This is a genomic window from Aminobacter sp. BA135 (assembly GCF_050859125.1).
GTDB classification, from domain to species: Bacteria; Pseudomonadota; Alphaproteobacteria; order Rhizobiales; family Rhizobiaceae; genus Aminobacter; species Aminobacter ciceronei.
Window position 1 is genome coordinate 3,066,135 of the sequence record NZ_CP139572.1, and the last position, 12,937, is coordinate 3,079,071.

Below are 12,937 nucleotides of genomic sequence, written 5' to 3' on the forward strand. Positions count from 1 at the left end.
CTGGCCGGCGGCTTGCTTCAGGCGATGACGGGGCTCTCGACGCGGTTCCGGCCGAGTCGCTTGGCACGATACAGCCAGGTGTCGGCATCCCTGATCATCTGCTCGACCGAAACTGGACCGCTTCTGGCGGTCGTCACCCCGATGCTGACGGTAGTGCTCAGACCGGGCTCAGCCAGGGTCATGCTCGCTACCGCAGCGCGCAGGCGCTCGGCGAGGATCGTCGCGTCGCCGGCGTTCAAGTCCTGGCAGATGGCGACGAACTCTTCGCCACCATAACGGAACAGACGGTCGCCGCTGCGCAAAGCGCCGTCCAACGCGCGTGCAACATCCTTGAGCACCTTGTCACCGGTGACATGGCCATACTGGTCGTTGATGCTCTTGAAGTGGTCGATGTCGATCATCAACATGCTCACCGGCTTGCGGTCGGCCAGTGGCCGGTCGATCAGCGACTGTGCCACCGCTTCGAAATGGCCACGGTCACTGGTGCCGGTCAGCGTGTCCTTGCCGCTCTTTTCCAGCAGGTCCTCGTAGCGATGGCGGAACGTCAGCCGGTCGAAGACCTTGAGCAGCGGCTCGGGGCCGGCCAGTGCCGGACGTGTCTCGACATATCTGAGGTAGATGACGAGCATTGCGCTGTAGAGTGCCGCTGCCGCCATCTTGGCGATCCAGCCGCCGTAAAGCGCGCTGATCGGCACGCCCGACACGAGATGCAGGCCCAGGAAGAACATCAGCTGGTCGAAGGTGAGGACCAGTGCGGCGCTGAGAAAAATGCGCTTGAACAGCGTGTTGGCGATGCGCTGTCCGAGCTTCTCGTAGGTCAGGATCAAGGCGATGCTGTCGAGGAACAGCAGGGCCGTGCCCCAGACCATCAATACGCCCATGTCGTCGAGGAACGTCAGGTCGGGTTGATAACCCGGCATTTCCGCGACATCGCCGTAGAGGCGCAGGATCAGGGCCAGAGCCACCATCAGGCAGTTGCCGATCAAAAGCCCGTAGATCGGCTGGCGCACTGTCTCGGCATCCTCCTTGATGTAGAGCAGAAGGAACATCAGCAGCTTGCCGGAAAACATCACCGTAGAGCCGGGGGATATCATACCAAAGGGCAGCTGAACGAAGAAGACGGCGGCAAGATAGGTCTCGAGGAAGTGCATGACCCCAAGCACGCAAACAAAGATTCCGATGCCGAATCTGTGGCGTGAATGGAAAACCGCGGCCATGGTCACGAAGTAGATCAGCGCTTGCAGGACGAGCAGCAATGCACCTGTCATGACCTGACTGTTCCTCACTTTCCACCCAAAGGCCTACCTACACATTCGCGGTACGTAAACCGTTAATATGCCGTCTGTTTCGCCGGTCGGCACGATATTGCCCGGTCCGGGCGGCGGTCACGAGGCGCAGGTCCATTGCGCCAGGCGGAGTGAGGCGCTGACTTGGCTGGGAGGCCATGCTATGCGCCTTTCAATGCCTGCTGACCACGCATCTCCGACGCCGAGTCTGTCGACACGCCGCCTCTGGTATCTCAGGGGCGTTCGCGCTGCCTTCTCGATCCCCGGCCTGATCCTCGCCAGCGCCTTCATCGGCTTTGCCGGGCTTGCGAAAGAGGCCGGGCTGACGCTGGCGCAGACCGTCTTCATGGTCGGCATGGTCTGGGCTCTTCCGGCCAAGGTGGTCCTGATCGGCGCCATTCTCTCAGGCGCTTCGCTTCCGGCAGCGGCTTTCGCCGTAGCGCTGTCATCGATCCGGTTGACGCCGATGGTGGTGGCGCTGGTGCCCGAACTGCGCGGGCCGAAGACACCACGCTGGGTGCTCTATCTCCTGTCGCATTTCGTCGCCGTCACCTCCTGGGTGCTGGCGATGGAGCGGCTGCGCGGCATCCCGCGCGACCTGCGCACCACCTACTATGCCGGGCTCGGGTCGACGCTCGTGCTGTTCAACATGGTGGTTACGGCCGTCGTCTATCTCGTCGCAGATAGTCTGCCGCCGATCGTGTCTGCGGCATTGTTCCTGCTCACGCCGATGTATTTCCTGACCTCGCTCTGGGGATCGGCGCGCGAACGGGCAGGGCACGTCGCCATGGTCCTCGGCCTCATCCTCGGTCCGCTGCTGCATCTCGTCGTTCCTGGGTTCGACCTGCTCGGCGCCGGTATTGTTGGTGGAGGCGTCGCCTTTGCCTTCCACAAGCTGGCGCAGCGGAGGGCACCAGCATGACCTTCGATGCGCTTGACAACTGGTGGTGGCCGTTCCTGTTCATCCTCGTCGGTGGCTGGCTCGCCACCGACGCCTGGCGGTTTCTCGGAGTCTATCTCGGCGACCGTCTCAGCGAGGATTCCGACCTTCTCGTCCTGGTTCGCGCGCTTGCCACCGCACTTGTCGCCGCCGTCATCGGCAATTTGATTGTTTTTCCCAGCGGGGCGCTTGTCGACACCGCGCTTGCCCTGCGCATAGGTGCCGCCTGCGCTGGGTTCGTTGCCTATATCTGGCTCGGGCGGAAGATTCTGGTCGGCATCGTTGCCGCCGAAGTGATCCTGCTGGTCGGGATGTGGAGTTTCTGAGCCAAAGAGACATTCCGAATCTTCCGGAGGCTCAGCTTTGTTTCCATTCTGTAGCGGCGCATTCACGACAGCTTAATTGCCGAAGCCTATTATGTCCCCAAGGGTTGGGGGATCCGCAAATGGCTGAACTGGAAGCGACAACGCCTGTACACAGGCAGCGGACTGACGTCGTCCTGTCAGTCAAAATGACGCTCGTCGGCATGCTGATCGCAATCGACGCGCAGTGGATATGGGCAACGGACTTTGCTTTTGACCCAGTCAGTGCGGTCAAAGTTGTTGTCGTGGTATCGGGGCTGACGTTCATATCCTGGTTCTATGCCGTGAGGCGCCCGGTCGAACGATTCCAGGTCTTGTGCGCCGAGACAGCTGTGCTCTTGGCATTCTCTGCGGCTGCGGCCGTACTCAGCGTCTTGGCGATCTCAAGCAACATGCCACTGATCGACGACCGGTTGATCACGTTCGACGCCGCGCTGGGTTTCGACTGGCGCGCTTATGTCGAATTCGTCAACACCAGACCCTGGCTCGGTCAACTCTCTTCAATGGTCTATGTCACATCGCTGTCGCAGGTGGCATTGACGATACTTGCACTTAGCTTATCGGGCCGAATCCGACGCGTTCAGAATTTCGTGACGGCGGTTATGGTCGGTGCGCTGTTGTGCATTCTGGTCTCTTCCCTCTTGCCGGCGGCCGGAGCTCTCGGGACCATCCGTCCATCCGCCGATTTCATGGCTTTGAACAGGCCAATCATCGATCTCGCATACAAGCAGGCGTTTTTTGACATTCGCGACGGCGCGTCGCGCTTGATATCACTCGACCAACCGCAAGGACTGATTGCGTTCCCGTCCTATCACTGCACACTGTCAGCGTTGATCGTGATGGCTTTCCGGAGGGTCAGGATCTGGTTCTGGCCGGTGCTGGTACTGAACCTTGCCGTTATTTTGTCGACGCCGATCGATGGGGGGCATCATCTTGCCGACGCCTTGGCCGGCATCCTTGTGGCGTTTATTGCCTGGAAGATGGCTGAGACGCTCTCTGCGACTGTTGGAGGCCGTAGAAGCCATCGCCTGCTCGCCAGCAGGGTCTGAGAGCTCCCATCCAAATGGCGCGCCAATTGCCGTCGCATTGACGATTGATTCCGATCCCGGCCATGGCATCCGAGCCTACCCAGGCTTCCGAATGGGGCGCTATGACTTGTAAGCTACGGATTGGATTCCTAACACAGTTCATCTTGATTTAATTGTAGCCGGCTAGGTTATCTCTCCTTGGAGAGGCCCATTATGGTATTGCATCCTGTTGAGCGCGTGATCATGACGATTATCGGCGCTCTGATCTTTGTCGACGTTTTCCTTATCTTCTGGAAAGGTATTGTCGTAGGGTTGGAGTTTTTCCTTGCTTCGACAATTCTTGGATTTCTGCTGGCCGTCGTTGGCCAGATTGGACGCCGTTATGGATGGCAGCGGGTTGGCGATACAACTACGGCGACTTCCCTGTTTGTCGGTTATGCGGTTGCCTGCGCGCTGTTCAATCTGGTTCTCCTGCCAAGGCCGAGTGTACCGATAGACTCGGTCCTGGTTCGGATCGATGGATGGCTGGGCTATTCATGGCCGGTGCTGTGCGCCTGGATCGCCAACTATCCGGCTTTCAACGATCTTCTGCGCGCCATCTATCTGATGACGACGCCGCAATATGTCGGGACGATGATCCTACTCGGTGTCTTGCTGGACCGCCGGCGGTTGCTTGGCATGGCATTTGGAACGGTGCTCGGGTCGCTGACAGGGATATTCATCTGGGCCTTGTTCCCATCGGGAGGCGCATCCGCCCATTGGAAGCTGGATGAGGAAATCGACAAGATCGTCCGCCCGGTCGTCGATTCCCGGTACGGGGCCGAGCTCTATCGGCTGTATGCCGAAGGTGTCGTCGATGTCGCAACCATCGAGGTTACGGGGCTGATCGGCTTTCCGTCTTTCCACGCGGTCATGGGGCTGATCACGCTTCTTGCCGCGTGGCCTTATCATGTTTTCCGCCTGGGACTGATCGGCATGAACTTGCTGCTCGCGCCCGCTATCCTGGTCCAGGGCGGCCACAATCTCGTCGACCTGATCGCTGGCATTGCCATCACCTTCGTGGTTTGGCGCGTGGGGCTGGCGATCTATGATGCACTCGACAGGCCGGCAACCAGTGTGACGCTGTCGCCGGCCTGAAATGTGCTGCGCCGCTTATGCTCCTGCCAACGCAACTTTGATCTTCTCAGCGTTCTCAGCCAGTACTTCCGGCTTTTCCATCACCGCCGCGTGGCCCTTGGGTGCGACGCCTTCGAACCGGGGCACGATGTGGACGTGGAGATGGAACACCGTCTGGCCGGCCGCAGCTTCGTTGAACTGGGAAATGACGATGCCGTCGGCGTCAAAGGCCTGTTGAGCGGCCCTTGCCACCTTCTGAACCGCTGAAAAAAGCCGGTCGAATGTTTTGGGCTCGGCATCGAGCAGATTGCGCGAGGGCATCTTGGGCACCACGAGCGTATGCCCGGTGCTCTGCGGCATGACATCCATGAACGCCACCACGGCATCGTCTTCGTAGACCCGATGCGAGGGGATCTCGCCGCGCAGGATCTTGGCAAAGATGTTGTTTGGATCGTAAGCGGCGCTCGACATGGCCTATCCCGTTTGCTGCAATTTCGTGGTGGATGTTTCGGCGCTGGCGAGCGGAACGTCAAGCTGCGGAAGGCTGCAAGGAGCTGAGTTGAACTACATCTATTTGATCGTGGCGGTGGCCTTCGAGGTCGTCGCCACCTCCGCCCTCAAAGAAACCAAGGGTTTTACGCGGCTGTGGCCGTCGGTCATCGCGCTGGCTGGCTATGCCTGCGCCTTCTATTTCCTGTCCCTGGTCCTGCGCCAGGTGCCGGTCGGCATCGTCTATGCGATGTGGTGCGGTGCCGGCATCGTCTTCATCACGGCGATCGCCTGGATCTGGTTCCGCCAGACGCTCGATCTGCCCGCACTTCTCGGCATCGGACTGATCATGGCGGGCGTCATCGTGATCAACCTCTTCTCGAAGTCGATAGCCCACTGAACCTCAGCCGCGCCGGAACGGCCCGTGATCATCGAGATACTCGCCGATCTGGGCGACCTCCCGGCGTTCGCGCTCGAGATATTCGGCGACGGCGCGGCGAAGGCCGGGGTGGACGATGTAATGGGCTGACTGCGTCGTGACGGGGCGATAGCCGCGCGCCAGCTTGTGTTCACCTTGGGCGCCGGCCTCGACGACGCGCAGCTTGCGTTCTATGGCGAAGTCGATGGCCTGGTGATAGCAGACCTCGAAATGCAGGAAGGGGTGGTCCTCGATACAGCCCCAGTTGCGGCCGTAGAGCGTGTCGGAGCCGATGAAGTTGATCGCGCCGGCGATGTAGCGGCCGCCGCGCCTGGCCATGACCAGCAGCACGTCGTCGGCCATGCGCTCGCCAATCAGCGAGAAGAATGTCCGGTTGAGGTAAGGCCGACCCCATTTGCGGCCGCCGGTGTCCATGTAGAAAGTGAAGAAATCGTCCCAGTGCGCTTCGGTGATGTCCTTGCCGGTCAGTCGTTCGATCGAAATGCCTTCGGTCAGCGCCTCGCGCCGCTCCTTCTTCAGCGCCTTGCGCTTGCGCGAGGCCAGCGTGGCGAGAAAGTCGTCATAGGTGCCGAAGCCTTCGTTGAAGAAATGGAACTGCTGGTCGGTGCGGCGAAGGAAGCCGGTGTCGGCGAGGATGTCGACTTCGTCCGGCTCGGCGAAGGTGACATGTGCCGACGATACGCCGACGCCCTCGGCGACACTGCGCAGCGCCGTTGCCAGCGCCGCCTTTGTCGCAGTGGCCGTGGCGCCCGGAACAGCCAGCAGCCGAGGGCCGGTCGCCGGCGTGAACGGTATCGAAGCCTGGAGCTTGGGATAATATCGCCCGCCGGCGCGCTCGAAAGCGTCGGCCCAGCCATGGTCGAAGACATATTCGCCCTGGCTGTGTGACTTGGCATAGCACGCAAGGGCGCCGAGGAAACTGCCGTCGGCCTTTTCCAGCCGGAGATGGTGGCCTTGCCAGCCGGTCTTGCGGACGGCGCAACCGGATTCCTCGAGGATGCTCAGAAAATCAAATGAAATGAACGGGTTATAGGCCGATCTTGTGGCCTTTGACGTGCCTGAAAGGCTGTTCCAGTCGTCGCGTCCGAATTCGCTGATGCTTGAGACGACGCGGACGGCGTAGCCGCCATCCGCACTCGTCGCCCCGACATCGCTCGCATTGCTCATGCGTAGTTACTTACGCTCGATAACAGCCGTTGCAAGGGTCAGGCCACCGCCAGCGCGTCGGGATCAAACCCCTCGAAGGTCATCTGGTCGGCCAGCGCGAAGGTCGTCCGCACGGCTTCCTCATCGCGCACGGTCCAGGTGATGACGGGCATGGCGAGCCTGTCGCGCACGAAGCCGACAAACCTGTTCGGCAGGTGCGTGACCGAGTAGGACACAAACGAGATGCCGTGCGCCAGCATCGAAAAATGTGCTTCGAGCTCGTGATCCAGATCACCCCAGGCGGTCAGTCCGGCCGGAATGCCCGGCGCGTGGCGGGAGAAGTCACGGATCAGCCAGTGATCGAAGGACATGATCGCAGCCTTGCCCTTGTAGTTGCGCAAGGCTGCCGCCACGCGTTCGACGAGTTCGCCATCATGCCCGGGAATGCCCTTGAGTTCGATGACCAGGGGTACGCGCCCGTCGACCAGCTTGAGCATTTCGGCAAGGGTCGGCACGTGGTCAGTGGTGCCGCCGACCCGAAGTGCCGCAAGCTCGCGTGTCGTACGCTGCCAGATGAAGCCATCCGTACCCGTCAGCCGGTTGAGCACGTCGTCATGAAACACGGCGACGTCACCGTTGGCGGTCAGATGTACGTCGCATTCGATGGCGTAGCCACGCTGGGCCGCCCGCTCGAAGGCGGATAGCGTGTTTTCCCAGCAGGTCTTGTTGAGGTCGTGCAGGCCGCGATGAGCAATCGGGCGGGCGGTCAGCCAGGATAGGTCGGTCATGAGGCCGCTCATTCGTGCTCGATGATGGCTTCGATTTCGACGGCGGCATTCAGCGGCAGCGAGGCGACGCCGACGGCCGAACGCGCATGCTTGCCGCGGTCGCCAAGTGCCGCGACCAGTAAGTCGGACGCACCATTGGCGACGAGATGCTGCTCGGTGAAGTCGGAGGACGAGGCGACAAAGACGTTGATCTTGACGATGCGACGGATCTTTTCGAGATCGCCAAGAGCTGCCTTTGCCTGGGCGAGGATGTTGACGGCGCACTGCTTGGCCGCCTCCTTGCCGCCTGCAACGTCGACATCGCGGCCAAGCAGGCCGGTGGCGGTGAGCTTGCCCTCCTTGAGCGGCAGCTGACCGGCGGTGAAGACGAGATTGCCCGAGCCCATGAAGGGCACGTAGTTGGCGGCGGGGGCTGCGGCTACGGGCAAGGTGATGCCAAGATCGCTTAGCCGCTTTTCGATTGTTTCGCCCATCGTCTTTCCTTATCTCTGAGTCTCGGGTGGCGGGTGAGGCTGCGCCGAAACTGCTATGTTTGCCTCGCTTCCGCCACGACTTTTTTTAAGGTGGACCATCATTCAAGGCGGCTTGTCATGGCCGCGCCGATCGGAGCCAGTGTATGCGCGCAAAGCGCCTTGTTCTTCTAGCCACCCTGTCCACCTCGCTGCTGTCCCTGACGCCAGCTCTTGCGGCTCCCGTGCTTGCGCCACATCGCGCCGTCTATGATCTGGTGCTCGACCAGGCCTCCGACCGGTCAGGGATAACAGGCCTTTCCGGGCGCATGGTCTATGAGTTCAATGGCTCAGCTTGCGAAGGCTACACGGTCAAGTTCCGCTTCGTGACCCAGATCGCGACCAGCGAGAACACCCGGCTGACCGATCAGCAGACGACCACCTTCGAGGACGGCGAGGGCAAGACCTTCTCGTTCGTCACAAAATCCTTCGTCGACCAGAATCTCGATCGTGAGGTCAAGGGCACGGCGACGCGCGAGGCCAACGGGCTCAAGGTCGCTTTGGAAAAACCGTCGGCGGGTTCCGTCGACCTCGCGAAGACGCAGTTCCCGACCCAGCATCTCGTCGAGCTGATCGACAAGGCCGAGAAGGGCGAGACCTTTTATGAAACGAGCCTGTTCGACGGCTCCGAAGACGCCGACAAGGTGATGACCACCACCGTCATCGTCGGCAAGAAGAGCGAGGCGCCGGAGGCCGATCCGGAGCGCCCTGCGCTTGCGGCACTCGCCAAGGACAAGTTCTGGCCGGTCGACATTGCCTATTTCGATGAAAGCAAGGGCGGCGGCGAGGAAGTGCCGGAGTATCGCATCAGCTTCAAGCTGCATGAGAACGGCCTGACGCGCGACCTGGTGATGGATTACGGCGATTTCTCGATGACCGGCAAGCTGGTCAATCTATCGCTGTTTCCCGTGCCGCAAGGCGATTGCAAGCATTAGGTCGCTGTCGTGGCGGTCTATGTCGACGCGGCAATCTGGAAGTGGGTGGGCCATCGCTGGTGCCACCTGCTCGCCGACGACACCGACGAGTTGCATCGTTTCGCCGCCCAGCTCGGCCTGAAGCGTTCGTCCTATCAGGGCCCGCCCAAGACCTCGGCGCCGCATTACGACATCACCGGCTTCGAGCGTGATCGTGCCGTGCGTCTTGGCGCGATCGAATGCAGCCGCGACGAGATCGTGGCGGTGTTTCGCCGCGTGCGCGTGCGCAACTTCAAGCGCCGCGAACCCAAGGTGGTGCAGGAACCGGCGGAACAGGAGCCCGGCATGTCGCGCTGGGCAGCTGGCAGCTGATCTTTTGTTCCGAAGGGAATCGCTGCCAGGAATCCTCTGCCTGACCAGTGGCGATCGTGCGCTTCGGGAGGCTTTGGTTGAGGCCCACAAGCACGGAAAGCCTCGATTTCCCGGGCAATCGGGCCGGTCGCGGGGTTGCGCTCACCAGCCAATACGTCTATATGCCGCCGCATTCCACACACGGACTTCGGTTTCTGCCCGGGAGAAATCCGGCTGAGACCCCCCGGTGGCGTTTCGAGCATCCAGCGAAAAGCGTCATTGTCCGTGGAGGCCAACCGGATAAGGAAATAACGATGGCACTGCCTGATTTCAGCATGCGCCAGCTTCTTGAAGCTGGTTCTCACTTCGGCCACCAGACCCACCGCTGGAACCCGAAGATGGCGCCCTACATCTATGGCGCCCGCAACAACATCCACATCATCGACCTGTCGCAGACCGTTCCGCTTCTGCACCAGGCTCTCAAGCAGGTTTCGGACGTCGTTTCGCGCGGCGGCCGCGTGCTGTTCGTCGGCACCAAGCGTCAGGCTTCGGACATCGTTGCTGACGCTGCTCAGCGTTCGGCCCAGTACTATGTCAACTCGCGTTGGCTCGGCGGCATGCTGACCAACTGGAAGACGATCTCGAACTCCATCCAGCGCCTGCGCAAGCTCGACGAGCTGCTCGCTGGCGAAGCCCACGGCTTCACCAAGAAGGAGCGCCTGAACCTCGAGCGCGAGCGCGAGAAGCTGGACAAGGCCCTCGGCGGCATCAAGGACATGGGCTCGACGCCGGACCTGATGTTCGTGATCGACACCAACAAGGAGGCCATCGCCATCCAGGAAGCCAAGCGTCTCGGCATTCCGGTTGTCGCGATCATCGATTCGAACTGCGATCCGGATAAGATCGACTTCCCGATCCCCGGCAACGACGACGCTGCCCGCGCCATCCAGCTCTACTGCGATCTGGTTGCCAAGGCTGCGATCGACGGTATCGCTCGCCAGCAGGGCGCGCTCGGTGTCGACATCGGCGCATCGGCCGAAGCCCCGGTTGAGCCTGCGCTCGACGAGACTCCATCGACTGAAGCGCCCCAGGCGTAATCACGAAGGCCGGGAGACCGGCCTTCCTTTTCAGGATTGGGCGCCACCAGCGCCGGCGTTCGGCGCATCATCGAACCCTCGGTGGTGCGCTCGCGCATTTTGAAGCAAAGAGGCCACAATGAGCATTTCGGCAGCACAGGTTAAAGAACTCCGCGAACTCTCGGGCGCGGGTATGATGGATTGCAAGGCGGCTCTCACCGAGACCGGCGGCGACATGGAAGCCGCGGTCGACTGGCTGCGCAAGAAGGGTATCTCCAAGGCCGACAAGAAGGCCAGCCGTACCGCGGCCGAGGGCCTGGTTGGCGTCGATGCCGGCGTGCGCGAAGCCGTCGTCGTCGAAGTCAACTCGGAGACCGACTTCGTTGCGCGCAACGCCGCCTTCCAGGAAATCGTCGCCAACGTGTCGAAGGTCGCTCTCGCTTATGGCGACACCGACGCTGTTGCCGCTGCGAAGTATCCGGGTTCGGACAAGTCCGTTGCCGACACCATCAAGGACGCTGTCGGCACCATTGGCGAGAACATGAGCTTCCGCCGTTCGGTCAAGCTGTCGGTTTCCGAAGGCGTCGTTGCGACCTATGTCCACAACGCGGTTGCCGACAACCTCGGCAAGCTCGGCGTGCTGGTCGCTATCGAGACCGCCGGCAATCATGACGCGGCCCGCGCCTTCGCGCGTCAGGTCGCCATGCACGTTGCTGCGACCAACCCGCTGGCCCTGACGCCCGACGAAGTCGACGCTTCTGCCGTCGAGCGCGAAAAGTCGATCTTCGCCGATCAGGCCCGCCAGTCGGGCAAGCCGGAGAACATCATCGAGAAGATGGTCGAAGGCCGCATGCGCAAGTTCTACGAGGAAGTCGTGCTGTTGAAGCAGGCTTTCGTGCTCAACCCCGACCTGACGGTCGAGGCGGCATTGAAGGACGCTGAAAAGCAGATCGGCGCGCCGGCAAAGATCACCGGCTACGTTCGCTTCGCGCTCGGTGAAGGCATCGAGAAGGAAGAGAGCGACTTTGCCGCTGAGGTCGCTGCAGCCGTCAAGGGCTAAAAAGCAGCGCTGCATCAAGCGCTTCCTGAGGATAGCCGAAGGGCGCCGCGTGACATCGCGGCGCCCTTCGTGTATCGGAACCCAAATTCAACAGCCGCGAGGAACCCATGACCGACAAGCCGCTCTACCGGCGCGTACTGCTTAAGGCGTCGGGTGAAGCCCTGATGGGCGAGCAGCATTTCGGCATCGATGTTTCTGTTGTCGACCGTATTGCCAGCGACATCGCCGAGGCGAGGGCGCTCGGCGTCGAGGTCGGCGTGGTCATCGGCGGCGGCAACATCTTCCGCGGCGTGGCAGTGGCATCCAAGGGTGGCGATCGTGTCACCGGCGACCACATGGGCATGCTTGCCACCATCATCAATTCGCTGGCTCTGCGCACCTCGCTGCACAAGCTTGGCGTCGATGCCGTGGTGCTTTCGGCGATCGCCATGCCCGAACTGTGCGAGAGCTTCTCGCAGCGCCAGGCAACCGCTTACATGGATGCCGGCAAGGTCGTGATTTTTGCCGGCGGCACGGGCAATCCATTCTTCACGACCGATTCGGCAGCGGCCCTGCGTGCCGCCGAGATTGGCGCCGACGCGCTGTTCAAGGGCACCCAGGTCGATGGTGTCTATTCGGCCGATCCCAAGAAGGACCCAGCTGCGACGCGCTTCGAACGCATCACGCATGCGGAAGTCATCACAAAAGGCCTATCCATCATGGATACGGCCGCGATTGCTCTTGCGCGCGAAAACAACATCCCGATAATCGTCTATTCGATCCATGAAAAAGGCGGGTTCGGCGAAATATTGAAAGGTGGCGGCCGCTGCACGATTGTTGCGGACGCCTGACGATTGGAACGATGGCCCCGAAATCGGGACCAAGGAGACTGCAATGAGCACGGATTACAGCGATCTTCAGCGCCGCATGGAAGGCGCCATCAACGCCTTCAAGCACGACCTCGCCTCGCTGCGCACGGGCCGTGCCTCGAGCAACCTGCTCGATCCGATCCACGTCCAGGCCTATGGCTCGTCGATGCCGCTCAACCAGGTGGCCACCGTGTCCGTGCCTGAGCCGCGCATGATCTCGGTCTCGGTCTGGGACAAGTCGATGGTCGGTGCTGTCGATCGCGCCATCCGCGAATCCAACCTCGGCTTCAACCCGATCGTCGACGGCACCAACCTGCGCATTCCGCTGCCGGAGCTCAACGAGCAGCGCCGCAAGGAGTTGGTCAAGATCGCCCACACCTACGCCGAGAACGCCAAGGTCGCCACCCGCCACGTTCGCCGCGACGGCATGGACGCACTCAAGAAGGCCGAGAAGGATGGCGACATCAGCCAGGACGACCAGCGCGTCCAGTCCGACAAGGTGCAGAAGCTGACCGACGATACGATCAGCCAGATCGACAGCCTGCTCGCAGGCAAAGAAGCCGAGATCATGCAAGTCTAAGGCAG

The 12,937-nt window shown here is 61.4% G+C and carries 15 protein-coding genes and 1 pseudogene; 11 read left to right on the plus strand and 5 right to left on the minus strand.

What is annotated here, in order from left to right:
* Positions 1-17 precede the first annotated feature (17 nt).
* Entirely contained in the window at positions 18-1,268 is a 1,251-nt protein-coding gene (locus SLT36_RS14890) for a diguanylate cyclase (protein ID WP_432283338.1), read from the minus strand.
* Between the two features lie 193 nt (positions 1,269-1,461).
* On the opposite strand from SLT36_RS14890, the gene SLT36_RS14895 reads away from it, so the two are divergent.
* The 4 genes from SLT36_RS14895 (at position 1,462) to SLT36_RS14910 (ending at position 4,753) form a co-directional block, all read left to right on the plus strand.
* The gene (locus SLT36_RS14895) at positions 1,462-2,208 is read left to right on the plus strand and encodes an AzlC family ABC transporter permease (RefSeq protein WP_432283339.1); all 747 of its coding nucleotides are present in this window, start codon (positions 1,462-1,464) and stop codon (positions 2,206-2,208) included.
* Positions 2,205-2,552, plus strand: coding sequence for an AzlD domain-containing protein (locus SLT36_RS14900; protein WP_432283340.1), 348 nt, complete (start codon positions 2,205-2,207; stop codon positions 2,550-2,552). Before SLT36_RS14895 ends, SLT36_RS14900 begins: the two co-directional genes overlap by 4 nt.
* A 119-nt stretch (positions 2,553-2,671) precedes the next feature.
* Positions 2,672-3,637 (plus strand): phosphatase PAP2 family protein, encoded by a 966-nt coding sequence (locus SLT36_RS14905; protein WP_432283341.1) that lies wholly within the window; start codon positions 2,672-2,674, stop codon positions 3,635-3,637.
* A gap of 192 nt (positions 3,638-3,829) precedes the next feature.
* Positions 3,830-4,753, plus strand: coding sequence for a phosphatase PAP2 family protein (locus tag SLT36_RS14910; RefSeq protein WP_432283342.1), 924 nt, complete (start codon positions 3,830-3,832; stop codon positions 4,751-4,753).
* A 15-nt stretch (positions 4,754-4,768) separates the two neighbouring features.
* Here SLT36_RS14910 and SLT36_RS14915 read toward each other — a convergent pair whose 3' ends face one another.
* Positions 4,769-5,203, minus strand: coding sequence for an HIT family protein (locus SLT36_RS14915; RefSeq protein ID WP_432283343.1), 435 nt, complete (start codon positions 5,201-5,203; stop codon positions 4,769-4,771).
* Between the two features lie 88 nt (positions 5,204-5,291).
* On the opposite strand from SLT36_RS14915, the gene SLT36_RS14920 reads away from it, so the two are divergent.
* Positions 5,292-5,621, plus strand: coding sequence for a DMT family transporter (locus tag SLT36_RS14920; protein ID WP_432283344.1), 330 nt, complete (start codon positions 5,292-5,294; stop codon positions 5,619-5,621).
* A gap of 3 nt (positions 5,622-5,624) precedes the next feature.
* On the opposite strand, the gene SLT36_RS14925 is transcribed toward SLT36_RS14920, so the two are convergent.
* Genes SLT36_RS14925 through SLT36_RS14935 form a run of 3 tightly spaced genes read right to left on the minus strand, consistent with a single transcriptional unit; the run spans position 5,625 to position 8,067 of the window.
* A complete protein-coding gene (locus SLT36_RS14925) occupies positions 5,625-6,827 on the minus strand; it encodes a GNAT family N-acetyltransferase (RefSeq protein ID WP_432283345.1) in 1,203 nt (400 codons plus the stop codon).
* A gap of 38 nt (positions 6,828-6,865) precedes the next feature.
* Positions 6,866-7,594 (minus strand): glycerophosphodiester phosphodiesterase, encoded by a 729-nt coding sequence (locus SLT36_RS14930; RefSeq protein WP_432283346.1) that lies wholly within the window; start codon positions 7,592-7,594, stop codon positions 6,866-6,868.
* A gap of 8 nt (positions 7,595-7,602) precedes the next feature.
* Positions 7,603-8,067, minus strand: coding sequence for a RidA family protein (locus SLT36_RS14935; protein ID WP_432283347.1), 465 nt, complete (start codon positions 8,065-8,067; stop codon positions 7,603-7,605).
* Between the two features lie 143 nt (positions 8,068-8,210).
* Between SLT36_RS14935 and SLT36_RS14940 the strand changes: the two genes are divergently transcribed.
* The 6 genes and pseudogenes from SLT36_RS14940 to frr all read left to right on the plus strand — a co-directional run bounded on the left by SLT36_RS14940 (position 8,211) and on the right by frr (position 12,932).
* Positions 8,211-9,038: a cell envelope integrity EipB family protein gene (locus SLT36_RS14940; RefSeq protein WP_067962414.1), complete on the plus strand. Its 828-nt coding sequence runs from the start codon at positions 8,211-8,213 to the stop codon at positions 9,036-9,038.
* Positions 9,039-9,047: 9 nt separating this feature from the next.
* Positions 9,048-9,320: pseudogene (locus SLT36_RS14945) on the plus strand (DUF4031 domain-containing protein); the annotation flags it as partial.
* Between the two features lie 362 nt (positions 9,321-9,682).
* Positions 9,683-10,465 carry a 30S ribosomal protein S2 gene (gene rpsB / locus SLT36_RS14950; RefSeq protein ID WP_067962398.1) on the plus strand — a complete coding sequence of 261 codons (783 nt, stop codon included), beginning with the start codon at positions 9,683-9,685 and terminating at the stop codon, positions 10,463-10,465.
* Positions 10,466-10,583: 118 nt separating this feature from the next.
* Complete coding sequence (tsf, locus tag SLT36_RS14955) at positions 10,584-11,504, plus strand: translation elongation factor Ts (protein ID WP_067962397.1); 921 nt, start codon at positions 10,584-10,586, stop codon at positions 11,502-11,504.
* Between the two features lie 107 nt (positions 11,505-11,611).
* A complete protein-coding gene (pyrH, locus tag SLT36_RS14960; protein WP_067962395.1) occupies positions 11,612-12,334 on the plus strand; it encodes a UMP kinase in 723 nt (240 codons plus the stop codon).
* A gap of 43 nt (positions 12,335-12,377) precedes the next feature.
* Positions 12,378-12,932 carry a ribosome recycling factor gene (frr, locus tag SLT36_RS14965; protein WP_067962393.1) on the plus strand — a complete coding sequence of 185 codons (555 nt, stop codon included), beginning with the start codon at positions 12,378-12,380 and terminating at the stop codon, positions 12,930-12,932.
* The last annotated feature ends 5 nt before the right edge of the window (positions 12,933-12,937 follow it).